The sequence below is a fragment of the Streptomyces sp. NBC_01506 genome, from assembly GCF_045040295.1.
Classification (GTDB): Bacteria; Actinomycetota; Actinomycetes; order Streptomycetales; family Streptomycetaceae; genus Streptomyces.
Window position 1 is genome coordinate 5,232,166 of the sequence record NZ_CP109422.1, and the last position, 25,685, is coordinate 5,257,850.

Here is a 25,685-nt window from a genome sequence, read left to right on the forward strand (position 1 = left end):
CAGGCAGGCGCCAAACCGTCGTGACCGCCGGGGCGCGGTCTCAGTCCCGGTCTCAATTGCCCTCGCTTCCAGGGGAGTCCACCGCAGTCCAGGAGTATCCCTCCAGGGCTTTGACCAGCGAGGCAGGCAGCCGGGCGGACGTGTGTGGACGCCCCCGGAACAAGATCGGACAACTTGTAATGCGTAGGTCGTCGGTTCGAATCCGACAGGGGGCTCGGCGAGAACCCCCGGTCACCTTGGTTGTGACCTGGGGTTTTCTGTTGTGTGAGGCGTGGCGGGGCCAGGGGCGGGGTGTCGTGGGACGGCGCGCGTGAGCGAAGCGTGGGTGGAGGGCAGCAGATACCTACTTCCCGGTCCTCTTCCGCTTCGTCTTCTTCCTGCCGTTCAGGGCAGCATGGCCGCGTCGAGGTGGTCCTGGACCGGCTCGAACAGTCCGTACGGCACGTACTGCGGGATCGCGCCGTGCGCGACCCAGGCGAGTTCGGCCAGCTCCTCCGTGTCCGCGACGTACGCGGTGCCGCCCACCACCTCGCAGGCCGTGTACGACATCAGCCGGCCCGTCTTCGGGTGGACCCGTTCACCGAGCAGCTTCAGGGCGGCCACCTCCAGGCCGGTCTCCTCCCGGGTCTCCCGCACGGCGGCGTCCTCGCGCGCCTCGCCGGGCTCGACCTCGCCGGCCGGGAACTGCCAGGAGAGCTGTCCCTCGCTGACCCTGCGACGCACCATGAGCACGCGCGCCTCGCTGACGACGATGGCCGCAGCGATGCCGGGGCGCTGCTCCGCGTTCTGCTGCGTCACGTCTGCTCCTCCAGGGCGGCCAGGGTGGGTGGGAAGGTCGTATCGACGGGGATGAAGCGGGGCACCGAGTTTCCGGGGACCCACATGACGTCGGTGTTCCAGGCCGTCAACGTGTCCGCCACCTCGCCGACGGCATCGTCCACGGGCTGTTCCGTGCGGACGCGTGCGCCGCCCCCGGCGACAGCGGAACGGCGTCCTTCTCCGGGAACCTGGCGCTCGGCCTGCTGTCCGTCGGCAGCACCTCCTGCACCACGTCGGGCATCACCTACTGGCAGCCGGTCAACGAGGTGCTGACCGCGTACGGGCTGACGCTCACCTGACCCGGCCGACTCCGACCCGGTGACCGATGGCCGGTGACCGTGCCCGCCGGACGTTTACGCCCGGCGGGCACGTGACCGAGCGGTCAGGACACGACGCGTTCGGTCAGGTTGCGCACCAACGCGTCCACGGCATGCGGGCTACGCACTCCCCCGTACATGTGGAAGTCGGGCCTGACCGCGACGACCGACGCGTTCAGCCGCTCGAACCACGCGGCGTACTCGCCCTCCGTGTCCGTGAGTCCGCCGGGCCCGAAGTGGGCGCTGCGGCCGCCCAGTTGCTGCCAGGCCGTGCGGTGGGCCGGCGAGAGCAGTTCCAGCGGGTCGCGGTCGCGTCCCACCAGCAGGAAGCTTCCCGGAGCGACGACCTCGTCGAGGAGACCGGTCCGCGTCCCCGTGCCGACGGTGGCCTGCAATCCCAGGCCGCCGCCGATCCCGTCGTCCTGGAGGGTGCCGCCGCGCAGGGTCCAGTTCTCCCGCACCTCGTGGACCATGCCGACGCTGCCGCCCATCATGGCGTCGCGCTTCGCGCACTCGTCCGGGTCGGTCATGCAGATCAACTGGCCCAGGCCGACCGTGTCCTGGATGATGCGCGCGATCTGCCCGGAGCGCTCGGCCGAGTAGTCCGCCAGAAGCCGCTCGTCGCTCCCGCCCCGGACCAGCAGGGCCAGGCGCCAGGCGAGATTCGCGGCGTCGCGGATGCCGGAGTTCAGCCCCTGGCCGGTGAAGGGCGGCATCTGGTGTGCGGCGTCCCCGGCCAGGACGATACGGCCCTGGTGCCACCGGTCGGCCCAGCGGCCCCGGAAGGTGTACCGGGCATGGCGGACCAGCTCGGCGTTGCCCGGGTGGATGTCGAACGGCTTGAGCAGCTCCCAGGAGTTGTCGTCGGTGTCGACGGACTCCTGGTCGTCCGTCGGCATGATCATGAACTCCCACCGGCGCCGACCCGGCCCCGCCGGTACGAGGGTTGTCGGCCTTCCCGGGCCCAGCACCTGGCAGGCGTAGGGCAGCCAGGTGAGCGGGACGTGCGGGACGACGTCGACCACCAGCCAGTCACGGCTGAAGCCGAGGTCCGTCAGCTCCAGCCCCAGCAGCGAGCGCACGGTGCTGTTGGCGCCGTCGCAGCCGACGGCGTAGGACGCGCGCAGCGTGCGCGGCGCTCCGTCCGGCACCGGGGCCAGCCCGGTGTGCGGCCGTACGGTGGCGCTGACGCCGGTCCCGTCGTCGGTCAGCCCGTCGAGCGAGTAGCCCCGGTACTGGTCGATCCGGGGGTCGGCCCGCACCCGCCGCTCGAGCAGGGCCTCCAGGTCGGGCTGCGAGAACCCGGACATCTGCGCGTGCCCGGACTCCGACGCCAGCGGGTACTCCGACTCGCCCAGTGTCCGCCCGGAGGCGTCGGCGAAGCTGAACCGCTGCCCGTCCAGGCCCCAGGGTTCGAGCATCCCGTCGAGTTCGTCGCCCATGCCGAGCTGCCGCAGGACTCGTTGGACGTCGTGGCTCATGGCCACGGCGCGCGGCAACGGGTAGGGCCGCTCCCACCGCTCCACCACGCTTACGCGCAGGCCCTGTTGGGCCAGCAGCAGTGCCAGTACCTGGCCGACCGGGCCGGCGCCCGCGATCAGGACGTCGGCGTCCGTGGGGCGTGCCGCGTCGTCGTTCGTCGTGGTCGTCTCGTTGTCGTTCATCGCTCAGCCCAGGGGTCCCATGTAGGTCTGATCGACATACGTGTCCGACAACGGCTCCAGTGTCTCGGGCCAGGCGTCGGTCACGGTGCGGCGTTCGCCGCGCGGCCTCGGCCTGCCGTCCCAGCCGACCTGTTCCATGTAGTAGTACAGGCAGACCAGATGGCCGTCCGGGTCGCGCAGGTGGGCCGCGTAGTCGATGCCCGTGTACAGCTCCGGCGGGATGCCCTCGACCCGGGTGTGGCCGTGGCTCTGAAGGAACTCCACCGCGGCGCGCAGTTGGCGGTAGCTGCCGACCTCCATGCCCATGCTCAGGCACGAGGTGTGCTCGCTCAGCCCGAGCATGCCGCGCAGCGCCTTGTCCGCCAGGACGAAGGAGTGGTGCTCGGTGCCGTTGCGCAGGAACACGACGCGCTTGCCGCGGTACTCGGACTCCTCGACGTACTCGAAGCCGAGCAGCTCCGTGTAGTACGTGACCATCTCGTCCATGCGCTCGGTGAACACCGACACCGGTCCGAGCCTGGTGACCTTGAAGGGGCGCGGCAGGAGGATCCCGCCCACATCGTGGGTCTCCTCCAGGTGGGACTCGGCGGGCCGCCAGCCGGAGTGGATGTCGATGCCCTTGTCCAGCGCCTCGCGGACTTCCGCGGCTTCGGACATCTGGGGCAGGGGCGGCCTGTTGTCGAATCCCCGGTAGTGCATCGCGTGCGGCTTGGAGTTGCGGGACCAGCCGACCTGTTCCATGCCGTAGTACAGCTCGACCATGTTGTCGTCCGGGTCGCGGAAATAGATGTGCCAGTTCCCGCCCGGCATGTCCCGTCCGACGCGCCCGAACTCCACGCCCTTGTCGCGCAGATACTCCTCCGCGTCGTGCACTTCCTGGAGGGTGCCGACCTGCCAGGTGATCTGGCTGAGGGTGATGTCCTTCCCGATCCGGTCGTTGCCGTTGACCGTGCCGAAGGTGCGGTGGGCCAGCAGCAGCGCGTGGTGGTCGGAGGAGTTGCTGGTGAAGATCATGCGCGGGTCGCTGACGACGTCCTCCAGCAGGGGCCTCACCTCCGGCGGCACCTGGTCGAACAGGCTGACCTCGTCGGTGACGCGGAAGCCCAGGAGGTCGGTGTAGAAGGCGATCGACTCGTCGAGGTGGTCGGAGTTGAAGCCGAAGTGGCCGAAGCGCCGGATCTTGAACGGGCGGGGCAGCAGCACTCCGCCGACGTCGTACCGCTCAGGTCCGGTGCTGGACGTGTCGGGTGTCGAGGTGGTCATCACTTGTCTCCGTTCGGTTCGTCCGTGGCGGAGTAACCGGGGCCCGCCGTCACGGGGTTGCGCAGTTCACCGACGCCCTTCACCCAGGTGACCAGCGTGTCTCCGGGCTGGAGGAAACGGGGCGGGTCGCGGAACAGACCGACGCCCGCGGGCGTGCCGGTGAAGATCACGTCGCCGGGCAGCAGGGGGCACACCCCGGAGATGTACGCGATCAGCTCGGGGACCGAGAAGATCAGGTCACTGGTACGTCCCGTCTGCATGACCTGGCCTGCCAGGCTGCACCCGATCTCCAGATCGTCCGGGTCGTCGAACTCGTCCGGCGTCACGAGTACGGGTCCCATCGGACCGAAACCGGGGTAGGACTTGCCCATGTTGAACTGAGGGGCGATGCCGGCCAGTTGCACGGCGCGCTCGGAGATGTCCTGGCCCACCGTGAGGCCGGCGACATGGCTCCACGCGTCGCTCTCCGTCACGCGCTCGGCGTGCCGGCCGATGACGACGACGAGTTCGACCTCCCAGTCGACGCCCCGGGTGGGCAGCGGGACGGCGTCGTACGGGCCGGTGAGGCTGGTGCGGAACTTGGTGAAGATCAGGGGGGTTTCGGGCGCCGGGATCTCGCCCTGGTGCCCCTGGGCGCGGGCGGCCTCCTCCAGGTGGTCCCGGTAGTTGGCGCCGATACCGAAGACCTGCCGAGGCGCCGGTACGGGATTCTGCAGCCCGTCGAGGGGCAGCCGCTCCTGCTCCTCGTCCCAGGTGTACGTGGCGGCCCACCCGACCAGGGCGTCCCAGGTGTCGAAGACACCCTCGGGATCGGCCGGGAAGCGGCCCTTGCTGGCCTGTTCCAGATCGACGGCGGTGTCCTCGGCGACGAGGACCAGGCGGTTGGCGATGACTCCTAGTGATCTGGTTGTGAGTTCGTTGGGCACCACGTGAGTCGCTTTGCGCACCAATTCGCGGGTTCGGCTGACGGGTGCCGGTGGGCTTCGGTCTGCTGTCGGTTGTGGGTGACAGCAGGCTGGAGCCGTTGGTCCTGAGTGAGGCCGAGCGGCAGGTGTTGAGTATGTGGGTCAAGCGCCGGACGACCGCGCAGGGTCTGGCCCTGCGGGCGCGGATCGTGCTGGCGTGTGCGGAGGGCGGGCCGAACCTGGCGGTCGCGGCCCGGCTGGGGGTGAACCGGGGCACGGTCGCGAAATGGCGGACCCGGTTCCTGCGGGACCGGCTCGACGGGCTCGCTGATGAGCCTCGGCCCGGGGTACCGCGGAGCATCACCGATGCCCAGGTCGAAGAGGTGGTGGTCCGCACCCTGGAGCAGACACCCGAAGGCGGGACGCACTGGTCGAAGCGGGAACTGGCCAGGGCCGTGGGGATCTCCCCCGCGAGTGTGCTGCGGATCTGGCACGCTTTCGGTCTGCAGCCGTGGCGGACCGAGACCTTCAAGATCTCCCCGGATCCGTTCCTGATCGACAAGGTCCGTGACGTCGTCGGCCTCTGTCTCGCCCCGCCGGCCAACGCGGCTGTCTTCGCGGTGGACGAGAAGCCGCAGATCCAAGCCCTTGAACGGACCGCGCCGGTGCTGCCGATGGTGCCCGGGGTCCCCGAGCGGCGGAGTTTCGACTACGTCCGGCACGGCACCGTCGATCTGTTCGCCGCGTTGAACACCGCGACGGGCAAGGTGATCACGAAACTCTCCGCGCAGCACCGGGCCGTCGACTTCCGCGACTTCCTCGACGAGATCGACCGCCAGACGGAACCTGGCCTGGCGGTCCACGTGATCTGCGACAACCTCTCCGCCCACAAAGCACCGGTGGTGCACAAGTGGCTGATCGCGCACCCCCGCTTCCACCTGCACTTCACCCCCACCTACTCGTCATGGATCAACCAGGTCGAGCGGTGGTTCGCCGAGCTGGAACGACGCTGCCTCGAACGCGGTGTGTTCTGCTCCCTCGACGACCTCAAGGCCGCACTGGAGAACTGGATCAAGGTCTGGAACGACGAAGCCCGGCCATTCAAGTGGACCAAGACCGCCGATCAGATCCTTGACCGGATCTGCCGCTACTGCTCACGCATCTCCGAACCAGATCACTAGGCGCATGACGGCGCCTCCTTCGGCTCATGGGGGATGGAGGTTCTGAAGCTCTGGGGCTTCTGGTGGTGTTGGTGGTGCTCGTGGCTCTCGTGGCTCTCGTGCCAGTGGTTTCAGAGCGGGAACGCCGAGGCGGCGTGCGGGCCGTCGAGCGGCACTGCCAGGGACCGGAGAGTTCCGGCCAGCAGGACGTAGTGGCCCACGAGCATGGGCAGTTCGATCAACTGCTCCGTGGTCAGCAGCCCGCCCAGCTCACGCAGGGTGTCGTCGTGGATCACGTGGTCCGCGTGGAGCTGGTCGGCCGCGGCGATCAGCAGCCGCTCGCGCGAGGACCAGGTCACCGCGGCTTCACCGGTGAGCGCGGCCAGTTCGTGGCCGGACAGCCCTTCCCTGGCGCCGAGTCCGACGTGGTGCGTCAGTTCGTAGGCGCAGCCGCAGCGCCAGGCGGTCCGGATGATCAGCAACTCGCGTTCCCTGCCCGGGAACACCGAGTGCGCCAGCAGTCGCAGACAGAAGGGCAGCCAGGCCCGGAAGAGTTCCGGGTGGCGCACCACGGTGCTGAAGAGATTCGGTGCGTCGTCCCCGAAGACTCCGGAGAGCAGTTCACGCTGCTCCCGCGTGCGCTCGGCGGGCGCGAGCGGAGTGGGGACGGACGCGGTCGGTGGAGGGACTTCTCGGGTCATGACTCTGCCCCTATCGGTCGTTCGTTGTTCTCCGTTCTCCGTTCTCCGTTCCGCGTACTCAGGGGCGCGGCGGTGGCGTTTTCGCGGCCGGCCTGATCCGGCAGGCCGGATCAGGTGTTCAGAAGCGCCGGAAGCAGCATCTGATCGACGCAGCGCGCCAGGTGGTCCGCGTCGGCGGCGGCCCCCTGGAACACCGGCCGGGTCAAGGCCACGCTGAGGAACACCTGGGGCAGGAACTCCGTCGCGGCGGGTCTGGCGGCCAGCTCACCCCGCTCGACGGCCCGGTCGACAACACCGGTGAGATCCCTGAACCAGGGCGTCACCAGCGTGGTGCGCAGCGCCTCGGCGAGATCTTCGTCGGCGAGCACGGCATGGCCCAGGGCTGCGATCAGTGCCGAGTCCTTCTCCACGGTCGGGCCGAACAGCTCGACCATGGCCATCAGATCGCCGCGAAGCGTTCCGGTGTCGATCTCCTCCGGCCTCAGCGGCCGGGTGGCATGGAGCGCCGCCGCGACCATCTGCGGCTTGGCCGGCCACATGCGGTAGAGCGTCGCCTTGCTGCACCGCGCCCGTGCCGCGACCAGGTCCATGGACAACTCGCCGTACCCGACCTCCCGCACCACGTCCATGACCGCCGCAAGCAGCTCCTCCTCCCGTTCGGGGGTCATCCGAGGACGGCGGATCGGTTCATCGCCGCTGGTGCGGGCCATTACGAGCTCCCTTGAGTACGGAACTGTTTCGTACCATCAAAGTAGACCAGGGTCGGGAGAAACGCAACCGTACTATTTGATGGGCCGGTCCGGATCGGGGGAGGCCCTGGGACCGGCCCGAAGTCAGTGGCGGCCCGAGATGCGGTCCGCCGCGCGGGCCAGGGGGTGCGTTGTCGTCGTGCGGGACGTGGCCTCCTGGCGGTCCGCCGTGCGGTAGGCCGCGTAGAGGGTGTGGACTCCGAGCCAGCGCAAGGGTTCCGGTTCCCACTTGCGGACCTTGTGGTTGACCCAGGGCAGGGTCGTGAGGTCCGTGGGGCCGCCCTGGCCGGAGTCCTGCTGGATGAGGTCGCGCAGGGTGCGGGCAGCGAGGTTGGCCGTGGCGACGCCCGAGCCCACGTAGCCGCCCGCCCAGCCCAGGCCCGTTGAGCGGTCGAGGGTGACCGTGGCGCACCAGTCGCGGGGGACGCCGAGGACGCCCGACCAGGCGTGGTCGATGCGGACACCGGCCGTGGTGGGGAAGAAGCGGACCAGGATGTCGCGCAGGGCGGCGATGGTGGCGGGCTGGGTGCGGCCGTCGTTGTCGGTGCGGGAGCCGTAGCGGTACGGCACTCCCCGGCCGCCGAGCGCGATCCGGTCGTCGGCGGTGCGCTGGGCGTACACGTAGGCGTGCGCCATGTCGCCGAGGGCTTCGCGGCCTTCCCAGCCGATGGTGTCCCACAGGGCGGCGGGCAGCGGTTCGGTGGCGATCATCGAGGAGTTCATGGGCAGCCACGAGCGGCGCCGGCCCTTGAGGGCCGCCGTGAAGCCCTCGGTGCAGCGCAGGATGTAGGGCGCGCGGACGGTGCCGTACGGGGTGACCGCGTGTTTGGGCTTGATCTCGGTGACGGGCGTCGACTCGTGGATGGTGACGCCGAGCGCTTCGACGGCCGCGGCGAGGCCCTTGAGGAGTTTGACGGGGTGCAGCCGGGCACCGTGCGGGGTCCAGGTGGAGCCGACGGCTCCGGTGACCCGTACGCGCTCGGCGGTCTCGCGCGCGCCGTGCAGGGTGCGATCCGTCTCGCCGAAGGCGATCTCGGTGGTGTGGAAGTCCTTGAGCCGGGCGAGCTGCGCGGGTGTGTACGCGACTTCGAGGACGCCGCCCCGGTGGATGTCGGCGTCGATCGACTCGTCGGCGGCGACGCGTACGACTTCGTCCACCGTGTCGTTCATGGCCTGCTGGAGCCGTACGGCGGCCTCGTGGCCGTGCTTGAGGGCGTAGCTGTCGCGGCCGGCGATGCCGTTGTAGAGCCAGCCGCCGTTGCGCCCGGAGGCGCCGTATCCGCAGAACTTGCCTTCCAGGACGGTGATGTTGAGGAAGGGCACGGCCTTCTTCAGGTAGTAGGCCGTCCACAGGCCGGTGTAGCCGCCGCCGACGACGCAGACGTCGGCCGTCGCGTCGCCGGGGAGAGGTTCGCGGGGGGCGGGGATGCCGTCCTGGGCGTACCAGAAGGAGATGCCGCCGTTGACGGTGCTGCTGCTCATGAGGGTGTTCGTACACCGCGCTTCGTACCTGTGTCCAGGTTTGGGGTACGGGGGCGGGCCCGGGTGAGCGGGTAGCAGGCGAGACCGATGAGGACGGCGGTGAAGTGGCCGATGTCGGTGAAGCCGGGGCCGGCGATGAGCGGGATGCCGTAGAAGATGAGGACGGCTCCTCCGTACGGATATCGCCACTGCGCGGCCATCCGGTAGGTGAGGACGGCGACGACGCCCGCGAAGGCGTAGCTGACGCCGACGTCGAGGGTGTGGGTGGCGGCCTCGTGCGCGCGGCCGGTGTGGATGGCCCAACTGACGATGCCTTCGCTGACGAGGGTGGCGCCGACGTGTGCGGCGACCGTGGTGACGAGGAGGGCCGCGAGCCAGGGGCGGGTGCCGGGGGCGGTCCTGAACCGGACCCGGGTGCCGGGGGTGGCCTTGCGGAGAGGGCGGCGCATGGGGTGATTCACCCACGGGGGCGGGGGCTTCGGCCGGATCGACATTCCGGAGGGGGGAGCGGCGAGGGGGGAAATGCGGTCGAAGGGTTCGCAGGCGTGCTCCTAGGCTTGGCGCCATGGAGATCCCGGCGGAGTTGGCGAAGACGCAGGAGAGGTTCTTCGGTGCGCGGGGGCGCGCGTTCATCGCCGCGCTTCCGGAGCGCGCGGCCCACTTCCTGAAGAGGTGGGAGCTGCGGAGCACCGGCCCGGTGACGCACGGGATGTGCGCGCTCGTCCTGCCGGTGGAGCGGGCGGACGGTACGCCCTGCGTACTGAAGCTCCAGCAGCTCGACGAGGAGACGGCCGGTGAGCCGGTGGCGCTGCGGCAGTGGGACGGCGACGGCGCGGTGCGGCTGCTGGAGTACGACGAGGAGTCGGGCACGCTGCTGCTGGAGGGCCTGGACGCGGGGCGGGACCTGAGCGGTGTTCCGGTACGGGACGGGGTGGCGGTCATCGCCGGGCTGCTGGCCCGGTTGACGGCGCTGCCCGCACCGGCGGGCATGCGGGAACTGGGCGGGATCGCGGCGGCGATGCTGGACGAGACGCCGGTGACGGTGAGGTCGCTCGCCGACAGCGCGGACCGGCGGCTGCTCCTGGACTGCGCGGCGGCGGTACGTGAGGTGGCCGGCGAGCCCGGTGACCGGCTGCTGCACTGGGATCTGCACTTCGAGAACGTGCTGGCGCCGGTCGGGGGCGCGGGGCGTGAGCCGTGGCTGGCGATCGACCCGAAGCCGCTGGCCGGGGATCCGGCGTTCGAGCTGCTGCCCGCGCTCGTCAACCGCTTCGACGCGGGCGACATCCTGTGGAGGTTCGATCTCATGACGGAGGTCATGGGGCTGGACCGGGAGCGCGCACGGGCGTGGACGCTGGGGCGGGTGCTCCAGACCTGTCTGTGGGGTATTCACGAGGGCGAGCGGACACCGGACCCCGTGCCTGCGGCCGTGGGACGGGCCCTGCTGGCGCCGTAGGCGCAAAAACGGCAGGCTGCGGTCATGATTCGTACGGCGACGGCCGCTGACGTTCCGGTGATCCACGCGATGATCCGGGAACTCGCGGCATACGAGAAGGCCCCGGACGAGGCGCGGGCGACCGAGGCGCAGTTGCGCCAGGCGCTGTTCGGGGAGCGGCCCGCCGCGTACGCGCACATCGCGGAGACGGACGACGGCGCGGTGGCGGGGTTCGCGCTGTGGTTCCTGAACTTCTCGACGTGGCGCGGGGTGCACGGCATCTATCTGGAGGACCTGTACGTCCGTCCGGAGCTGCGCGGGGGCGGGTACGGGAAGGCGCTGCTGACGCGACTGGCGCGGATCTGTGTGGAGCGCGGGTACGAGCGGCTGGAGTGGTCCGTACTGGACTGGAACGAGCCGTCGATCGCGTTCTACCGGGCGCTGGGGGCGCGGGCGCAGGACGGCTGGACGGTGTTCCGGCTGACGGACGGGGAGTTGGCCGCGCTGGGGGCGCCCGCCGCCACCACCCCCTCCGGCGCTTGAGGAGCGGGGTGCGGGGCAGCGCCCCGGTTTCGGGAGCGGGCGGGTAGGGGAACTGCCCCGCGCAGCGGCCGGGGGATTGTCGGGCGGCTGGATTGTCAGTGGGGGGCGCTACTGTCGGTGACGAGTGCGGATGTCGCCGGGTTTTCGTCGGCGTGCGCCGATGTTCGCCGATGTTCGCCGACTTCCCTGGGGGACCGCGTGTCCGAGACGATTCAGCAGCCCGATCCGGTGATGGCCGAGATCGGCCGTGGCATGGAGCTGGGACAGCGTGGTGAACGGGCCGCCGCCCGGCGGGTGTTCGCCGGGGTGTGGGGCGAACTGGGCGCGGACGGCGACCCGTTCCACATATGCGCGCTGGCCCACTCCATGGCCGATGTCCAGGACGATCCCCGGGAGGAACTGGTCTGGGACCTGCGGGCGTTGGAGGCGGCGGACCTGGTCTCGGACGAGCGGGCGCGGGCCGCGGGGGTGGTGAGCCCGGTGGCGGCGTTCTACCCGTCGCTGCATCTCAACCTGGGGGATGTGTACCGGCGGCTGGGCGATCTCGACCGGGCGCGCGAGCATCTGGCGCGCGGGCTGGCCGCGGTGGGCACGCTCGGTGACGACGGGTACGGGCAGTTGATCAAGGGCGGTCTCGACCGGCTGGCCGACCGGCTGCGGCTGGCCGACCGGCTGGCCGAGCGCCCGGCGGCGCCCGGCCGTTCGCCGGTCTGACCAGGTCCTGTCCGCCGGACAGGGCCTACGGGCGGGGCTTACGGGCCGGGCTTACGGGCGGGGCCGCGGTTCCAGGACCACCTTGCCGATCGTGCCGCGCGTCTCCAGCGCGTGGTGCGCGCGGGCCGCGTCGGCGAGCGGGAAGCGCTGTACGGCGGGCCGCAGACGGCCCGCCGCCGCCTCGGACAGGGCACGGTCCTCCAGTACGCGGATGTCGCCGCCGGCCTTCTTGAGCATCACGGGGCCGAGGACGCTCTCGGAGGTGATGCCGCGCGCCGCCAGTTCCTCCTCCGTGAAGGTCAGCGCCTCGCCGTCCTTGATGCCTTCCCCGGACCAGCCGAAGACGAGGTGCTGTCCGCCCTTGCCGAGGAGGTCGACGGCGGCGCGGGCCGTCGCGCCGCCGACGGAGTCGAAGACGACGGTGGCGCTGCGCCCGGCGAGCTGCGCGCGGACGGTCTCGGGCCAGTCGGGCAGCGTGTAGTCGACGGCGATGTCGGCGCCGTTCTCGGTGACGCGCGCGACCTTGGCGGGGCCGCCGGCGAGGCCGACGACGGTGGCGCCGGCGTTCTTCGCGTACTGGACGAGGAGGGTGCCGATGCCTCCGGCGGCGGCGGGGACGATCGCGATGGCGTCCGGGCCGAGGTCGGCGTAGAGCAGGATGCCCATGGTGGTGCGGCCGGTGCCGATCATGGCGACCGCTTCGGCGGCGTCGAGGTTGTCGGGGATCTCGTGGAGCCGGGCGGCGTCGACGACGGCCAGTTCCGCGTAACCGCCGGGGACCATGCCCAGGTGGGCGACGACCGGCTTGCCGAGCCAGCTCGGGTCGGTGCCCTCGCCGAGCGCGTCCACGGTGCCCGCCACTTCACGGCCGGGGATGGTGGGCAGTTCGAGCGGCGTGGGGTACGGCCCCTGCATGCCCTCGCGCAGGGCCGCGTCGAGGAGGTGAACTCCTGCCGCGGCGACGGCGATCCGGACCTGGCCGGGGCCGGGGACAGGGTCCTCGGCCGACTCGTGGACCAGGTTCTCGGCGGGTCCGAAGGCGTGGAGACGGATGGCGTGCATGGCTGGCTCCCTCGTCGATTCCGGGCGCGCGGTGCGCGGTGTTCGCGTGCGGCGCGTCCCGGTGTGGCGTACGTGAGCCAGCTTCCGACCTCAAGCGGACTTGAGGTCAAGCGGAGTCTCGCAGCCGTAGGCCGCCGACCCTCAGCAGCGCGAGCGAGGCCGCCTCGATCGCGCTGTTGAACGACACCTCGGACAGGACGCCGGGCGCGGCGACCTGGTCGCCGACGAGATAGACGCCGTCGCCCCGGTCCACGCGCGGCCGGTCGCGCCAGGTGGTGCCCGGCCGGTCGACCGCTCCCGTACGGCCCGCGGCGAGCGACTGGCGCCGCCAGACCGCCCGTTCGCGCCAGTTGGGGAAGCCGAGGTCGAGCAGGCCCTCCGCGCGCGCGATGCCGACGGTCGTGGACTCGCCGGGGGCGAGCGGGAACTGGCCCTGGAGCAGTTGTTCACCGGCCGGTGCCAGCGAGGGATCCGCGGCGGTGAACCGCTCCAGCCAGCCCGGCGCGTCGAGATCGCTGATGACGAACGGGTCGCCCCTGCGCGTGGTCAGCGCGAGGTCCAGCAGGGCGGTGCGCCCGCTCTCCCACCGCAGGCTGTCGTCACCGAGCAGCGTCCGGGCCGCGTCGAGCGACGTCGCGACGATCACCGGCCCGTTCTCGGGGAGGGTGTGGACGCGCGCGACGGTCTCGACCCGTACGCCCAGATTCCAGGCCCGCCCGAGCATCCGGTCGATGACCTGGCTCCAGCCGCCGACCGCGAAGTGGGCCTCCGGCGGGACGGTCGCGGCGCGCCGGAGCCGTTCCTGGACGAAGGCGGCCGAGAGCGAGCCCGGGTCGTGGTGGAAGAGGGCGACGGCGGCGTAACGGGCGGCGGCGACGGCCGCGTCGTGGCCGTGCCGTTCGGCGGCCCAGGTGTGGAAGTCGACGTCCACGGGCGCCCGTTCGGCTCGGCTGCGGCTCGCCTTGAGCAGCCCGAAGGGCGGCGCCTTGCGCAGCGCGCCGCCGCGGTGGAAGCGCATGCGGGCGCCTTCGAGGGCCGGCACACGGGCCATCGGGCCGAGCAGACCGCGCTGCCGGAGCCAGGCCCAGTGCGGGCCGCGATGGTAGAAGACGTGCGGCCCTTCGTTGGCGTGGTACGGCCCCTCGGTGGTGCGGGCCCGTCCGCCGAACGTGTGGTGCGCCTCGTAGAGGGTCACCCTGGCGCCCGACTCGGCCGCCGAGATGGCCGCGGTGAGCCCGGCGAAGCCGCCGCCGACGACGGTGATGCGGTCCATGGCTGTTGTCCCTTCACTGGTTCACGGTGTCCCTGTGCGTGCTCTCTCTTCAGGTGACGGGGTAGGGGGGTGGTTTGTGACATCCGAAGTCGGGCATTTCGGACGGCTGTCAGTGGTGTGCGTCACCATGGGTTCATGGTTCGGAGAGCGGCGGCACGGAATACGGCGGCGGGGAAATCAGGGACGGGGAAATCGGGGACGGCCGGCAGGGGCCGGAGTGTGGCGGCGCGGCGGCCGGAGGTCCGGCTGCCGCCGCTCGTGCCGTACGAGGGAGAGCTGGAGCCCGACGGGGATTACGACGGGCAGGAGTTCGGCGGGCTGGATCTGGCGGACCAGGAGGGCCCGGGTGCCCGGTTCATCGACTGCGCGCTGCGCGAGTGCGGACTCGACCGTACGGATCTGGGCCGGGCCCGCTTCATCGACTGTGTCCTCGAGGGGATCCGGGGCGTGGGCACGGATCTGGGGGGAGCGTCGCTGCGCGATGTCGAGGTGGTGGACGCGCGCCTGGGCGGGGTGCAACTGCACGGTGCGGTGTTCGAGCGGGTGCTGATCCGGGGCGGCAAGATCGACTATCTGAATCTGCGGAAGGCGAAGCTGAAGGACGTGGTGTTCGAGGGCTGTGTCCTGGCCGAGCCGGATTTCGGGGGAGCGGAGTTGGAGCGCGTCGAGTTCCGTGACTGCGTGTTGAAGGAAGCGGACCTCAGCGGCGTACGGATGAAGGACGTCGACCTGCGGACCGTCGCCGAGCTGGGCATCGCGCGCGGGATCGATCGACTGGCCGGCGCGGTGATCAGTACGGCGCAACTGCTCGATCTGGCGCCCGCGTTCGCGGCGCAGATCGGCGTACGGGTGGAGGACGGGCCACTCGCGTAGTGACTGAAGACCCCGACCGTGGGGGGTGGGTCGGGGCCTTCAGTGTGCTCCGGGGGCTCAGCCATGTGGGGGGTGAACCGGAGTCCGGTTCCTGGTGGCGTCCCGGCAGAGCTGCGTCTGCCCGGTTCCGGGCGATGTACGCCCGCCGATGCGAACCCGTCCCACGGGGCCGGCGGTCAGACGCGGGGGAAGCGCGACTGGATGTCCCAGATCATGGGGTTGTCCAGCAGACCCTCGTGCATGTCCCCGAGATCGGCCAGCAGGTCGTGCAGGAAGTCGCGCGACTCGCGGCGCAGCAGCCGGTGGCCGAAGGTGAGCGGGGGCTCGTCGGCGGGCATCCAGTCGGCGGCCACGTCCACCCAGCCGAAGCGCCGCTCGAAGAGCAGGCGGTCCGTCGACTCGGTGAAGTCCAGTTCGGCGTACTGCCGGTGGGCCGACCGGTTGCCGCGCGGATCGCGGTCGAGCTGCTCCACGATGTCGCACAGCGCCCACGCGAAGTCCAGCACGGGCACCCATCCCCAGCCTGTGGACACCTCGCGGTCGGCCTTGGTGTCGGCGAGATACACATCGCCGCAGAACAGATCGTGCCGCAGGGTCCGGACGTCGGCGAGGCGGTAGTCGGTCTGCGGGGGATCGGGAAAGCGACGGGAGAGGGAGTAGCCGATGTCGAGCACGCGCCCGATGGTGTCACGGCGGCGCGCGGACGAGTTTCCGCCCGCCGGGGAGCGGGCCGGGCGCGGCCTGCGATCGCCGCGTGCACCAGCCGCGACACCTGAGCCCGCACCAGCCGCACCAGCCGCAGCAGCCGCCGCACCAGGCGCAGCACCGGATTCCGCGTCCACAGGCCAAAGGCCCCCGGCCGCAGCCGGAGGCCCCTCGCACGCGTCAGTCAGTCACTCAGCCGGTCACTCGCTCAGAGGTTGACGCCGAAGTCCGTCGCGATGCCCACGAGGCCCGACGCGTAACCCTGGCCCACCGCGCGGAACTTCCACTCCGCGCCGTTGCGGTACAGCTCGCCGAAGACCATCGCGGTCTCGGTGGCGGCGTCCTCGCTCAGGTCGTAACGGGCGATCTCGGTGCCCCCGGCCTGGTTCACGATACGGATGTACGCGTTGCGGACCTGGCCGAAGTTCTGGCTGCGGGTCTCCGCGTCGTAGATGGAGACGGGGAAGACGATCTTGTCGACGTCGGCCGGCAGACCCGCCAGGTTGACGTTGATCGCCTCGTCGTCGCCCGCGCCTTCGCCGGTGCGGTTGTCGCCGGTGTGGACGATGGTCTGGTCCGGCGTGGACTTGTTGTTGAAGAAGATGAAGTGGCTGTCGGAGACGACCTTTCCACCCGCGTTGACCGCGATCGCCGAGGCGTCGAGGTCGAAGTCCGTACCGGTGGTGGAGCGGACGTCCCAGCCGAGGCCGACCGTGACGGCTGTCAGGCCCGGTGCCTCCTTGGTGAGCGAGACGTTGCCGCCCTTGGACAGGCTTACAGCCATGGGGATGGTCCCTTTCGTTGTGTACGAGCTCGTGCGCGGGCTTCGATCGGCTTCCGAAGCTACCGTCACCCGGCATAACGCAGACAGAGGACTCAGAGGTTCCTTAACGCCTTTGATTTGTCTGTGCGGACACGGGACGATGGACACATGTCCGGGTCCCCGCACGTCATCCGCGGCTCCGTCTCCCTTCCGGAGGCCGAGCTCATGTGGCGTTTCTCGCGCTCCTCGGGACCCGGCGGGCAGCACGTCAACACCAGCGACTCGCAGGTGGAGCTGCGCTTCGACCTCGGTAGGACGGAGGCGCTGCCCGAAGTGTGGAAGGAGCGGGCGCTGGAGCGGCTGGGGAACCGCCTGGTGGGCGGTGTCGTGAGCGTACGGTCGTCCGAACACCGTTCCCAGTGGCGCAACCGTGAGACGGCCCTCGTACGGATGGCGTCGCTCCTCGCCGAGGCGACGGCACCGCCGCCGCGTCCGCGCCGGGCCACGAAGATCCCGCGCGGTATCAACGAGCGCAGGCTGCGGCAGAAGAAGCAGCGGGCGCAGACCAAGCGCGGGCGCAACGGGCAGGATTGGGCGTAGCGCCGCCAGGCGCCCCGGTCGGTTCGGCGCGGTCGTTCCTCAGCCCTGGCCCTGGCCCAACTGCCGGTATTTCCCACGGAAGTACGCCAGCGGGCCCGCGTCGCCCGATCCCCCCGGCACCGCCGCCGTCAGCACCCGGCCCACGACGAGCGTGTGGTCGCCGGTCACGATCCGCTGTTCCGTACGGCACTCCAGGACCGACAGCGCGCCGTCGATCAGCGGCGCCCCGCTCACCTCGCCGCGCCGGTACGGCACGTCCTCGAAGAGCAGCCGGTCGCTGATCCGGCCCTTCATCGCGAAGCGGCCGGCGATCCGTACCTGGTTCTCGGAGAGCATCGACGCCGCCCACATCGGCTGTTCGTCCAGCAGGTCGTCCATCCGGGAGCCGGTGCGCAGGCTCACGACCACCAGTGGTGGATCGAGGGACAGGGACATGAAGGACGTGGCCGTCATCCCCGCGTCCGCGCCCTTCGGGCCGTCGTCCGGGTCGAACGCGGTGACCAGCACCACCCCGGCGGCCAGCCGGGAGAGCGCGGTGCGGAACTCGTCGTTGCTCACTCCCTCAGGATGGGGGACGGCCTCGGGAGACGCGGTGTCGGGGGACGTGGCGTCGGGAGGCTCGTCCTTGGTACGCGGGGCGGTCGTCTTTTGCAACACGCCGTCCACGCTAGCCCCGGCGGTCACCTGCCCGCATCGGACCACAGAACCAGCCAGGACCTAGGTCCAGCCGACTTCGCGGGGCCCTCGCGGGGGACGTGGCGAGGGACCTGGCTAGGGGCCTGGCGAGGGACCTGGCGGGTGATCTCGCGGGAGCCAGGCAGGGGCCTCACCGCCTCCGCGCGCCGTAGTGCGCGCTCACAGTGCGCCCCTTCGCGCGCCCCCCGCCGCACGACTCCGACCTCGATATTTGCGTTCATGAAAGCTGTGGAGCGCTCCCACGCCCCCACCCAACTCCCCTTCCCCACATGTGACTTGGGTCACAGGTCGGAGTAATTGTTGACCCTGTGTACCGGGTGCACAGCTCGCTGTGATTCAGTGGCCGGGATACCGCATCAAGCGAGCCGATGAGAATTCTGGAGTTGCTGTCGAGGTCTCGGGGAGAGCGAACGATGGAGACCGAGTCGGAGCCGTACGTCCGCCTTGCGACCCTGCGGCAACTGCACGACGTTGTCGGCGAGCTCAATACGGCCCGCAGCCTGGCCGACACCTTGCAGACAGTTGCCGACGGCATAGTCAAGGGTCTCGGCTACGAGCTGGCCTGCGTGAATCTCGTACAGCCGGACGGTGACCTGGTTGTCGCCGCCTTCGCGGGCAACGCCGCCGCCGAAGCACTGATCACCGGACGCGTCGGCGCGCGCGCCTCCTGGGAACGCCGGCTCAGCATGGGCGAGAGCTGGGGCGAGCTGCGGTACATACCCCATACCGAGGGCTGGATCCTGCTGGAGGACGACGTCCCGCAGTGGTACACCGAGGGACCCGATCCGCGCTTCGAGGACGAGTGGCATCCGCAGGACCGCCTCTACGCGCCGATGTACGCCCCTGGGGGCGGGCGCGAGCTTCTGGGGGTCATATCCGTCGACCGGCCGCGCGGCGGGCGCCGTCCGGGCCCCTGGGGGCGTGAAGCGCTCCAGATGTACGCCTCCCAGGCCGCCATTGCGATAAGTAACGCCCGACTCAGAGCAAATATGCAGCGCGCGCTGGTCCGGCTGGAGCGCGAGCAGCAGGCGCTGCGGGCCAGCGAGGAGTCCTTCCGGCAGGCGTTCGAGTACGCGCCCAGCGGGATGGCCATCGCCGAGATGGGCGGGGACCAGCACGGCAGGCTGCTGCGGACGAACGACGCGCTGTGCCGGCTGCTCGGCCGGTCCGCCTCCGCGATCCGCCGCTACTCCTTCTCCGACCTCGTCCACCCCGAGGACATCGGCACGCTGCTGCGCACGTCGGCCGAGGGCGGTCGCGCGGAGCTGCGGCTGGCGCGCCGTGACAACACCTATGTATGGGTGTCGCTGCGCAACTCCGTCGTCGCCGACACCACCGACGGCCCCCGCTTCCTCCTTACCCATGTCGAGGACATCGAGGAGCGCAAGCGCAACGAACTCCAGCTCGCGCACCGCGCCTCGCACGACTCGTTGACCGGCCTGCCCAACAGCGCCGAGCTGCGCGCCCGTCTCAGCGCCCGCCTCTGCGAGCGTCCCAACGCCATATCGGTACGGGAGACGGCGGTACAGGCGCTGGACAAGGCGTACGGCGGATACGAGGGCGGCAACGGCGGCGTCGTCCCGTACGGCCAGGGACCGGGTCACGGCCAGGGACCGGGACAGGCACCGGCCTACGGCGGCGGCAACGGCAACGGTTATGGCGGCTACAACGGGACCAGCGGCGCCGGTTACGCGCCCGTGCCCGCCCCCGGCTACGGCGGCGCGGTCGAGGGCTACGAGCCTTACGAGTCGTACGAACCGTATGAGCCCTACGAGTACCGGGACCCCGCTTCCGAGCGCGCCTTCCAAGGAGACGGCTTCGACCCGTCCTCCGCGCCCGCGCCCCTCGACCACCATGTGCACACGGTCGCGCCGGGTGCCGACCCCGACGACGGGAGCAAGGGCCTCGCCGTCCTCTTCTGCGACCTGGACGGTTTCAAGTCGATCAATGACCGTTTCGGCCATAACACCGGCGACGCCGTCCTCATCGAAGTCGCCCGCAGGCTCAACACCGGCGTACGGGACGGCGACACCGTCGCGCGCCTGGGCGGCGACGAGTTCGTGGTCCTGGCCGACGGCCTCGGCGCGACGGACGCCGCTGACCTGGCCGTTCGGCTGCGGAACGCGATCATCCCGCCCATCAGGGTGGACGGCAGGGCGGTCCGCGTGGGCGCCAGCTTCGGTATCGGCTGGGCGAGTTGCGGCATGACGGTCGAGGAAGTGCTCAAATCCGCGGACCAGCGCATGTATATCGAGAAGCGTTCGCGGAACAAGGTCCACCGCCGGGCGGGATAACGTCGGCGGTGTGCGGGGGCCGCCGTGTCGTATCTCTCTGTACGGCTGTTCACCGATGTCCACCGACGTCTCCCGATGTTCATCGGGGGATGGGGCAACCGCCCACTCCCGTCAAGGCCCGTCCGTATGCTTGCCCAATCGAGGTAGGCTCGGCCGGTCGGCGACGCTGGCGAGATGGTAAGGAGTGACCCAGGGATGACGGCCGGGAACAACGGCGCGAGTACGCCCGAGGACGACGATCCGTTCGGCTATCTGTACGAGGACGGACAGACGGCCGCGAACGGTGCGCAGGCCCGGCGCGGCGGCTACGGCTACCCCGGTCCCGCCTCTCAGCCCGGTGTGCCGAGAACGTCGTACAACCAGGTCAGGACCGTCGGCGAGCGTCAGTACGGCCAGGTCCCGCAGCAGCAACAACAGCAGCAACAGCCCTACGGGCAGCAGCCTCAGTACGGAGGCCAGCAGCAGCCCTACGGGCAGCAGGCTCCCTACGGACAGGCGCCCGACGCGCACTACGCGGCCCCCGAGATCGGCGGCGCACCCACCCGTACGGTCCCCGCCCAGCGGGGCGGAGGCGGCCGTGGCAACGGCGGCGGACCCAACACCAAAGGACTGCTCATCGGCGCGGTCGCCGTCGTGGCGGTCGTCGTGATCGGGATCACGGCCGCGCTGCTCTCCAACGGAGACGACAGCAAAAACGCCGACGGCACCCCGACGGGCGGCCCGACCACGGGTGAGTCGGTGACGCCGAGCGAGGACCCCGGCAAGAAGGCTCCGGACCCCGACAAGCCGGTCGAACTCCCGAAGCAGGACGCGGCGACGCTCCAGCTCGGGGCGCCGGCGGTGCTGGCGAAGGACATCAAGGGCGCGAAGGGCGCGGACGGCGCCTATGTGACGTTCAACGGGCCCGGTGGCTCGGCCAGTTGGAGCGTCGACCTGCCGAAGGCAGGTGAGTACACGCTGTTCATCACCTACAGCGTGCCGGGCAAGGACGCCAAGACGTCGCTCACGATCAACGGCGAGACGCCGCGTTCGGTCAACATGTCCAATTTCGCCAAGGCGAAGGAGGGCGACTGGGAGAAGGGGTGGACCACCACCTACGCCTACGTCAACCTCGCCAAGGGCAGCAACACGTTGAAGCTCTCGTGCGAGACGGGCGACCAGTGCGACGCCATCCTCGACCAGGTCTCCCTGGAGGCGGGCAAGGCGAACGGCTGAGCCCGCCAGGCGCTACGTGTGGCGCCCCGCGCGGCACCCTTAAGGCTCTCCGCCGACCACCTTCAGGAAAGCCGCCACCGTCCCGGTCATCGCCTCGCGAGCCGGGGCGAGGTATTTCCGGGGGTCGACCGTCTTCGGGTCGGCCGCCAGGTAGGCGCGGGCGGCGCCCGTGAAGGCCGTGTTCAGGGCCGTACCGACATTGATCTTGACCATGCCCGCCGTGACGGCCCGCCGGATCTCCGCGTCGGGGACGCCCGACGAGCCGTGCAGCACCAGCGGTACGGGGACGGCCCGGCGCAGCGCGCCGATCAGCTCGTGGTCCAGGGCCGCCGTACGGTCCGTCATCGCGTGCGAGGAGCCGACCGCCACGGCGAGCGCGTCGACGCCGGTGGCGCGTACGTACGCGACCGCCTCGGCCGGGTCCGTACGGACGCCGGGGGCGTGGGCGCCGAGCGGCGGTTCGCCGTCCTTGCCGCCGACCTTGCCCAGCTCGGCCTCGATCCAGATGCCGCGCGCGTGGCCCCAGGCGACCGCCTCCGCCGTGGCGGCGACGTTCGCGTCGTAGTCGAGCTTCGACGCGTCGAACATCACCGAGCTGAAGCCCTCGCCGTCGGCCGCGCGCAGCAGCTCGGCCGATTCGACGTGGTCGAGATGGAGTGAGAGCGGGGCGTCCGAGGCGCGCGCGACGGCGGCGGTGGCGGCGGCGATGGCCGTCAGCCGGCCGCCGTGGAACTTCACCGCGTTCTCGGAGATCTGGAGGATCGCGGGGCGGCCCGCCCGTTCGGCGCCGGCGGCGATCGCCTCGGCGTGCTCCAGCGTGATGACGTTGAACGCGACGATGCCGCCGTGCCCGCTCCGATCTTCGGCCGAGGTCGAGGCCGAGGCCGAAGCTGCGGGCGCGGTGGCTGCGGCTGCGACGGCGGCTGCGACGAGTTCACCGGTGCTGACGAGTGGCATGTGGTCCTCTGTTCCGACTGGTGCGTTCCGTCTTCGACATCACGGTGCTTGTTCCGTTACTGCGATGCGCGGCAGCAGGTCCGCGTACGCCTCCCGGTCGAACTCGCCCGCCGCCGGGGCCAGGACCGTCGCCGTGGACAGCGCGACCGCCCGCGCGAGCCTGTCGGGCCAGGGCAGCCGCTCCACGAGCCCCGACAGGAGCCCCGCGACCGCCGAGTCGCCCGCGCCCGTCGGATTGCCCCGTACCGCCTTCGGCGGGGCCGCCTGCCACGAGCCGTCCGGGGTCGCGGCGAGCAGCCCGGCGGCGCCGAGCGAGGCGACCACGGCACGGCCGCCGCGCCTGCGCGCGTCACGGGTCGCGCGCAGCGGCTCGCGGGTGCCGGTGAGCCGGGCCAGTTCGTCGGCGTTGGGCTTCACGAGGTCGGGGCGGGCGGCGATGCCCCGGCGCAGCGGTTCGCCGCTGGTGTCGAGCAGCACGGGCAGGTTCGCGGCCCGCGCGAGACGTACCAGCTCCGCGTACGCGCCGACGTGGATACCGGGCGGCAGGCTGCCGCACAGCGCCACCGCGTCCGCGCGGGCGGCGAGTCCTTCGTAGGAGGTGAGGAACGCGGCCCACTCGGCGGGGGTGACGGTGGGGCCCGGTTCGTTCAACTGGGTCGTGTCGCCGGTCGCCTCGTCCACGACGGCGACGGTGCGGCGCGTGGTGCCCGCGATGCTCACGAGCGCGTCGGACGGGCCCTCGGCGGCGAGCAGTTCGCGCAGCGCGTCGCCGGTACGGCCGCCGGCGAACCCGGTCACGACGGTCTCGTGGCCGAGCGCCGACAGCACGCGGGCGACGTTGAGGCCCTTGCCGCCGGGCCGTTCGCGGACCTCGGCGACGCGGTTGGTGGTGTGCGGGGTCAGCGCGGCGGTCCGGTAGGTGATGTCGAGGGCGGTGTTGAGCGTGACCGTGAGGATCATGCGGCCCCCTCGGGGATGTGTCGGGGAGGGGGCTGCCCGCTCCGTACCGGTTCCGTACTGCCCCGATCATGCCAAACGGGGGACGGGGGACGGGCGGCCTGGGGCCCCTTGGGGATCAGGCGGCCCGGCCGGCTCGTCCTCAATCGCCGGACGGGCCTGATCTACCGGATCTACCGGATCTACCGGCCCAGTTGGGGCCCGACCACCCATTCGCCCTTGCGCAGCACGCCCGTGATCGCGAAGTCCGCGTCCAGGATCACCAGGTCGGCGTCCTTGCCGGGCTCCAGCGAGCCCACCCGGTCGTACACGCCCAGCAGTCGCGCCGGGTTGCCGGAGATCGCCCGCACGATGTCGGCGACCGGCAGCCGGTCGATCGTCGCCGCGCGTCTGAACGCCGTGTCCAGGGTGAGTGTCGAGCCCGCGATCGACCCGCCCACGGCGAGCCGCGCGACACCGTCCTTGACCTCGACCTCCAGCGGCCCGAGTTGGTAGACGCCGTCGCCGAAACCGGCCGCGTCCATCGCGTCCGTGATGAACGCGACCCTCCCCGCGCCCGCGCGGTGGAACGCCAGCTCCAGCGCCGCCGGATGCAGATGCGTGCCGTCGTTGATCAGCTCGACGGTGATCCGCTCGTCCTCCAGCAGCGCGGCGATCGGCCCCGGCGCGCGGTGGCCGAGCGGCGGCATCGCGTTGAACAGGTGCGTGGCGACCGTCGCGCCCGCGTCGATGGCCTCGACGGTCTGCTCGTACGTCGCGTCCGTATGCCCGATCGCGGCGATCACGCCGTGCTCGACCAGCAGTCGTACGGACTCGATGCCGCCCGGCAGTTCGGTGGCGAGGGTCACCATCCTGGCCGTGCCGCGTGCCGCGTCGAGGAGCTTGCGCACCTCGGCCGGCTCCGGGTCGCGCAGCAGCGCCTCGCTGTGCGCGCCCTTGCGGCAGGGCGAGATGAACGGGCCCTCGAAGTGGATTCCGGCGAGATCGCCCTGCTCGACGAGTTCGGAGAGGAACCCGGCGCGCTGCGCGAGGAAGTCCATCTCGCCGGTGACGGTGGAGGCGACGAGCGTGGTGGTGCCGTGCTCCTGGTGCGTACGGACGCCCTTGAGGACGTCGTCCACGCTGCCCGAGGTGAAGGAGGCGCCGCCACCGCCGTGGTTGTGCATGTCCACGAAGCCGGGCACCACCCAGTGGCCGGCCAGGTCGAGCGTCCCCGGGGTGACGTCTCCTACGGAGTCTCCTACGGAGTCTGCGACGACGTCTCCTACAGAGGCGGCGGCCGGCCCGGCCTCGGTGATACGTCCGCCCACGACGCTCACCCGTCCGTTCTCCACGACCCCGGTCGGCAGTACCACCCGGGCTCCGGTGAGAACAGTGCTTTCGGCGCGTGCGGCCATCAGGTGGATACCTCCGTGGAGAGAAGATCCCAGGCGAGCAGCCCCGCGCCCAGGCATCCGGCGGTGTCCCCGAGGGCCGCCGGGACGATCTCGGGCAGCTTCTGGAACGTGACGCGCTCCTCGACCGCCGCCCGCAGGGGTGTGAACAACGTTTCCCCGGCTTCGGCGAGACCGCCACCGATGATCAGCCTTCGGGGGTCGAGCAGGGTGAGCGCGGTGACCAGCCCGGCGGCGAGCGCGTCGACGGCGTCCGCCCAGACCGCCACGGCCCTCGGGTCGCCGGAGGCGACGGCCTTCGCGCAGTCGGCGGCGTCGGCCTGCGGATCACCGCTGGCCGCCGCCCATGCCCGGGTCACGGCCGCGGCCGAGGCCAGCGTCTCCATACAGCCGGTCTGTCCGCAGTCGCACACGGGTCCGTCGGGCCGGACCACGACGTGCCCGATCTCGCCGGCGGCGCCGTTCGCGCCCGCCTCGATACGGCCGTCGATACCGATGGCCCCCGCGATGCCGGTGCCCAGGGGGACGAAGAAGAACCGGTCCGAGCCCCTGCCCGCGCCGATGCGCCCCTCGGCGAGCCCGCCGGTGCGTACGTCGTGCCCGAGCGCGACCGGTACGCCGCCGAGGCGCGCGCCCAGCAGATCCCGTAGCGGTACGTCGCGCCAGCCGAGGTTCGTCGCGTAGATCGCGATCCCGCGCTCGGCATCGATGATGCCCGGTACGGCGACCCCGGCCGCGACCGCGCTCTCGCCGAAGTGCTCGATGCCGTACGCGCGCAGATCCGCCGCGAAGCCGAGGACGGTCTCGACGATCGCGTCGGGGCCGCGCTCCCTGCTGGTGGCGCGCCGAGCCTCGTACAGCAGCTCGCCGTCCGTACCGACCAGGGCGGCCTTCATACCGGTGCCGCCCACATCCAGGGCGATGACGTGTCTCACGAGCGCATTCTCGCGCGAAAACCCAAGAAAGGTCTAGTCCACTGTGCGGGATTGTTGCCAGCCCATACAAAGTCTTCGTCAAACCTGAACAGGCAGGGGAAGTTGCCGAAGCGATACGAGGCTGGTGTAGACCTCCGGCGGCACCATGGGGGAAAATCGCAGATCGTCAACGCAGGACGTCGCGGGGGAGCGACCGGAGCAACGGACGA

26 protein-coding genes and 1 tRNA gene are annotated in these 25,685 nt (G+C 71.0%); 9 read left to right on the plus strand and 18 right to left on the minus strand.

Translation table 11 applies throughout. The features are described from left to right. Positions 1–150 precede the first annotated feature (150 nt). A tRNA-Ser gene (locus OG329_RS23120) sits at positions 151–215 on the plus strand. Positions 216–384: 169 nt separating this feature from the next. Here the strand turns inward: OG329_RS23120 and OG329_RS23125 are convergent. The 5 genes from OG329_RS23125 to OG329_RS23145 form a co-directional block, all read right to left on the minus strand. After that, positions 385–798: an NUDIX hydrolase gene (locus OG329_RS23125; protein ID WP_405797735.1), complete on the minus strand. Its 414-nt coding sequence runs from the start codon at positions 796–798 to the stop codon at positions 385–387. Next, positions 795–941: a hypothetical protein gene (locus OG329_RS23130; protein WP_405797737.1), complete on the minus strand. Its 147-nt coding sequence runs from the start codon at positions 939–941 to the stop codon at positions 795–797. The genes OG329_RS23125 and OG329_RS23130 overlap by 4 nt, the downstream gene beginning before the upstream one ends. A 260-nt stretch (positions 942–1,201) precedes the next feature. Next, positions 1,202–2,800, minus strand: coding sequence for a bifunctional 3-(3-hydroxy-phenyl)propionate/3-hydroxycinnamic acid hydroxylase (locus OG329_RS23135; RefSeq protein ID WP_405797738.1), 1,599 nt, complete (start codon positions 2,798–2,800; stop codon positions 1,202–1,204). A gap of 3 nt (positions 2,801–2,803) precedes the next feature. Then, entirely contained in the window at positions 2,804–4,063 is a 1,260-nt protein-coding gene (locus tag OG329_RS23140; protein ID WP_405797740.1) for a VOC family protein, read from the minus strand. Further along, positions 4,063–4,989 carry a fumarylacetoacetate hydrolase family protein gene (locus tag OG329_RS23145; RefSeq protein ID WP_405797741.1) on the minus strand — a complete coding sequence of 309 codons (927 nt, stop codon included), beginning with the start codon at positions 4,987–4,989 and terminating at the stop codon, positions 4,063–4,065. Before OG329_RS23145 ends, OG329_RS23140 begins: the two co-directional genes overlap by 1 nt. A 134-nt stretch (positions 4,990–5,123) precedes the next feature. Between OG329_RS23145 and OG329_RS23150 the strand changes: the two genes are divergently transcribed. Further along, a complete protein-coding gene (locus OG329_RS23150; protein WP_405801848.1) occupies positions 5,124–6,149 on the plus strand; it encodes an IS630 family transposase in 1,026 nt (341 codons plus the stop codon). A gap of 110 nt (positions 6,150–6,259) precedes the next feature. Here the strand turns inward: OG329_RS23150 and OG329_RS23155 are convergent, their stop codons facing one another. The 4 genes from OG329_RS23155 to OG329_RS23170 form a co-directional block, all read right to left on the minus strand. Then, positions 6,260–6,829, minus strand: a complete 570-nt coding sequence (locus OG329_RS23155; RefSeq protein WP_405797742.1) for a carboxymuconolactone decarboxylase family protein — start codon at positions 6,827–6,829, stop codon at positions 6,260–6,262. Positions 6,830–6,939: 110 nt separating this feature from the next. Next, complete coding sequence (locus OG329_RS23160) at positions 6,940–7,539, minus strand: TetR/AcrR family transcriptional regulator (protein ID WP_405797744.1); 600 nt, start codon at positions 7,537–7,539, stop codon at positions 6,940–6,942. A gap of 123 nt (positions 7,540–7,662) precedes the next feature. Beyond that, positions 7,663–9,060: an NAD(P)/FAD-dependent oxidoreductase gene (locus tag OG329_RS23165; RefSeq protein WP_405797746.1), complete on the minus strand. Its 1,398-nt coding sequence runs from the start codon at positions 9,058–9,060 to the stop codon at positions 7,663–7,665. Further along, complete coding sequence (locus OG329_RS23170; protein WP_405797747.1) at positions 9,057–9,509, minus strand: rhomboid-like protein; 453 nt, start codon at positions 9,507–9,509, stop codon at positions 9,057–9,059. The genes OG329_RS23165 and OG329_RS23170 overlap by 4 nt, the downstream gene beginning before the upstream one ends. A gap of 116 nt (positions 9,510–9,625) precedes the next feature. On the opposite strand from OG329_RS23170, the gene OG329_RS23175 reads away from it, so the two are divergent. The 3 genes from OG329_RS23175 to OG329_RS23185 all read left to right on the plus strand — a co-directional run bounded on the left by OG329_RS23175 (position 9,626) and on the right by OG329_RS23185 (position 11,752). Then, positions 9,626–10,516 (plus strand): aminoglycoside phosphotransferase family protein, encoded by an 891-nt coding sequence (locus OG329_RS23175; protein ID WP_405797749.1) that lies wholly within the window; start codon positions 9,626–9,628, stop codon positions 10,514–10,516. A gap of 24 nt (positions 10,517–10,540) precedes the next feature. Further along, positions 10,541–11,038 (plus strand): GNAT family N-acetyltransferase, encoded by a 498-nt coding sequence (locus OG329_RS23180; protein ID WP_405797751.1) that lies wholly within the window; start codon positions 10,541–10,543, stop codon positions 11,036–11,038. Positions 11,039–11,236: 198 nt separating this feature from the next. Next, positions 11,237–11,752, plus strand: coding sequence for a hypothetical protein (locus tag OG329_RS23185; protein WP_405797753.1), 516 nt, complete (start codon positions 11,237–11,239; stop codon positions 11,750–11,752). A gap of 51 nt (positions 11,753–11,803) precedes the next feature. Here the strand turns inward: OG329_RS23185 and OG329_RS23190 are convergent, their stop codons facing one another. Continuing rightward, positions 11,804–12,814, minus strand: a complete 1,011-nt coding sequence (locus OG329_RS23190) for a zinc-binding dehydrogenase (protein ID WP_405797755.1) — start codon at positions 12,812–12,814, stop codon at positions 11,804–11,806. Between the two features lie 106 nt (positions 12,815–12,920). Further along, positions 12,921–14,087 (minus strand): NAD(P)-binding protein, encoded by a 1,167-nt coding sequence (locus tag OG329_RS23195; RefSeq protein WP_405797756.1) that lies wholly within the window; start codon positions 14,085–14,087, stop codon positions 12,921–12,923. Positions 14,088–14,222: 135 nt separating this feature from the next. Here OG329_RS23195 and OG329_RS23200 point away from each other — a divergent pair, with 135 nt between their 5' ends. Beyond that, on the plus strand, positions 14,223–14,960 hold the full coding sequence (locus tag OG329_RS23200; RefSeq protein ID WP_405797757.1) for a pentapeptide repeat-containing protein: 738 nt from the start codon (positions 14,223–14,225) through the stop codon (positions 14,958–14,960). A 176-nt stretch (positions 14,961–15,136) separates the two neighbouring features. Here the strand turns inward: OG329_RS23200 and OG329_RS23205 are convergent, their stop codons facing one another. Both OG329_RS23205 and OG329_RS23210 read right to left on the minus strand, forming a co-directional pair. Further along, complete coding sequence (locus tag OG329_RS23205; protein ID WP_405797758.1) at positions 15,137–15,634, minus strand: hypothetical protein; 498 nt, start codon at positions 15,632–15,634, stop codon at positions 15,137–15,139. Positions 15,635–15,873: 239 nt separating this feature from the next. Continuing rightward, positions 15,874–16,449, minus strand: a complete 576-nt coding sequence (locus tag OG329_RS23210) for a TerD family protein (RefSeq protein WP_354606872.1) — start codon at positions 16,447–16,449, stop codon at positions 15,874–15,876. 147 nt (positions 16,450–16,596) lie between these two features. Here OG329_RS23210 and arfB point away from each other — a divergent pair, with 147 nt between their 5' ends. Then, positions 16,597–17,028, plus strand: a complete 432-nt coding sequence (arfB, locus tag OG329_RS23215) for an alternative ribosome rescue aminoacyl-tRNA hydrolase ArfB (RefSeq protein WP_405797760.1) — start codon at positions 16,597–16,599, stop codon at positions 17,026–17,028. Between the two features lie 39 nt (positions 17,029–17,067). Here arfB and OG329_RS23220 read toward each other — a convergent pair whose 3' ends face one another. Beyond that, positions 17,068–17,586 (minus strand): flavin reductase family protein, encoded by a 519-nt coding sequence (locus OG329_RS23220; RefSeq protein ID WP_405801970.1) that lies wholly within the window; start codon positions 17,584–17,586, stop codon positions 17,068–17,070. A gap of 551 nt (positions 17,587–18,137) precedes the next feature. On the opposite strand from OG329_RS23220, the gene cdgB reads away from it, so the two are divergent. Together cdgB and OG329_RS23230 are read left to right on the plus strand one after the other, a co-directional pair. Next, positions 18,138–20,018, plus strand: a complete 1,881-nt coding sequence (cdgB, locus tag OG329_RS23225) for a diguanylate cyclase CdgB (protein WP_405797762.1) — start codon at positions 18,138–18,140, stop codon at positions 20,016–20,018. A gap of 195 nt (positions 20,019–20,213) precedes the next feature. Next, a complete protein-coding gene (locus tag OG329_RS23230) occupies positions 20,214–21,233 on the plus strand; it encodes a carbohydrate-binding protein (RefSeq protein ID WP_405797764.1) in 1,020 nt (339 codons plus the stop codon). Between the two features lie 39 nt (positions 21,234–21,272). On the opposite strand, the gene OG329_RS23235 is transcribed toward OG329_RS23230, so the two are convergent. From OG329_RS23235 to OG329_RS23250, 4 genes are all read right to left on the minus strand, one after another. Continuing rightward, the gene (locus tag OG329_RS23235) at positions 21,273–22,190 is read right to left on the minus strand and encodes a ketose-bisphosphate aldolase (RefSeq protein ID WP_405797765.1); all 918 of its coding nucleotides are present in this window, start codon (positions 22,188–22,190) and stop codon (positions 21,273–21,275) included. A gap of 39 nt (positions 22,191–22,229) precedes the next feature. Further along, complete coding sequence (locus tag OG329_RS23240; protein WP_405797766.1) at positions 22,230–23,150, minus strand: 1-phosphofructokinase family hexose kinase; 921 nt, start codon at positions 23,148–23,150, stop codon at positions 22,230–22,232. A gap of 179 nt (positions 23,151–23,329) precedes the next feature. Continuing rightward, on the minus strand, positions 23,330–24,544 hold the full coding sequence (gene nagA, locus OG329_RS23245) for an N-acetylglucosamine-6-phosphate deacetylase (RefSeq protein WP_405797768.1): 1,215 nt from the start codon (positions 24,542–24,544) through the stop codon (positions 23,330–23,332). After that, on the minus strand, positions 24,544–25,437 hold the full coding sequence (locus OG329_RS23250) for an ROK family protein (RefSeq protein WP_405801971.1): 894 nt from the start codon (positions 25,435–25,437) through the stop codon (positions 24,544–24,546). Before OG329_RS23250 ends, nagA begins: the two co-directional genes overlap by 1 nt. Positions 25,438–25,685: the final 248 nt, after the last annotated feature.

Coding starts and splice junctions, on each gene's coding strand:
- OG329_RS23155 (WP_405797742.1), bottom strand. CDS start 6,829: ATGACCCGAGAAGTCCCTCCACCGACCGCGTCCGTCCCCACTCCGCTC.
- cdgB (WP_405797762.1), top strand. CDS start 18,138: ATGGAGACCGAGTCGGAGCCGTACGTCCGCCTTGCGACCCTGCGGCAA.
- OG329_RS23180 (WP_405797751.1), top strand. CDS start 10,541: ATGATTCGTACGGCGACGGCCGCTGACGTTCCGGTGATCCACGCGATG.
- OG329_RS23250 (WP_405801971.1), bottom strand. CDS start 25,437: ATGAAGGCCGCCCTGGTCGGTACGGACGGCGAGCTGCTGTACGAGGCT.
- OG329_RS23175 (WP_405797749.1), top strand. CDS start 9,626: ATGGAGATCCCGGCGGAGTTGGCGAAGACGCAGGAGAGGTTCTTCGGT.
- OG329_RS23190 (WP_405797755.1), bottom strand. CDS start 12,814: ATGCACGCCATCCGTCTCCACGCCTTCGGACCCGCCGAGAACCTGGTC.
- OG329_RS23170 (WP_405797747.1), bottom strand. CDS start 9,509: ATGCGCCGCCCTCTCCGCAAGGCCACCCCCGGCACCCGGGTCCGGTTC.
- OG329_RS23135 (WP_405797738.1), bottom strand. CDS start 2,800: ATGAACGACAACGAGACGACCACGACGAACGACGACGCGGCACGCCCC.
- OG329_RS23200 (WP_405797757.1), top strand. CDS start 14,223: ATGGTTCGGAGAGCGGCGGCACGGAATACGGCGGCGGGGAAATCAGGG.
- nagA (WP_405797768.1), bottom strand. CDS start 24,544: ATGGCCGCACGCGCCGAAAGCACTGTTCTCACCGGAGCCCGGGTGGTA.
- OG329_RS23150 (WP_405801848.1), top strand. CDS start 5,124: ATGTGGGTCAAGCGCCGGACGACCGCGCAGGGTCTGGCCCTGCGGGCG.
- OG329_RS23235 (WP_405797765.1), bottom strand. CDS start 22,190: ATGCCACTCGTCAGCACCGGTGAACTCGTCGCAGCCGCCGTCGCAGCC.
- OG329_RS23160 (WP_405797744.1), bottom strand. CDS start 7,539: ATGGCCCGCACCAGCGGCGATGAACCGATCCGCCGTCCTCGGATGACC.
- OG329_RS23140 (WP_405797740.1), bottom strand. CDS start 4,063: ATGACCACCTCGACACCCGACACGTCCAGCACCGGACCTGAGCGGTAC.
- OG329_RS23230 (WP_405797764.1), top strand. CDS start 20,214: ATGACGGCCGGGAACAACGGCGCGAGTACGCCCGAGGACGACGATCCG.
- OG329_RS23195 (WP_405797756.1), bottom strand. CDS start 14,087: ATGGACCGCATCACCGTCGTCGGCGGCGGCTTCGCCGGGCTCACCGCG.
- OG329_RS23165 (WP_405797746.1), bottom strand. CDS start 9,060: ATGAGCAGCAGCACCGTCAACGGCGGCATCTCCTTCTGGTACGCCCAG.
- OG329_RS23240 (WP_405797766.1), bottom strand. CDS start 23,150: ATGATCCTCACGGTCACGCTCAACACCGCCCTCGACATCACCTACCGG.
- arfB (WP_405797760.1), top strand. CDS start 16,597: ATGTCCGGGTCCCCGCACGTCATCCGCGGCTCCGTCTCCCTTCCGGAG.
- OG329_RS23210 (WP_354606872.1), bottom strand. CDS start 16,449: ATGGCTGTAAGCCTGTCCAAGGGCGGCAACGTCTCGCTCACCAAGGAG.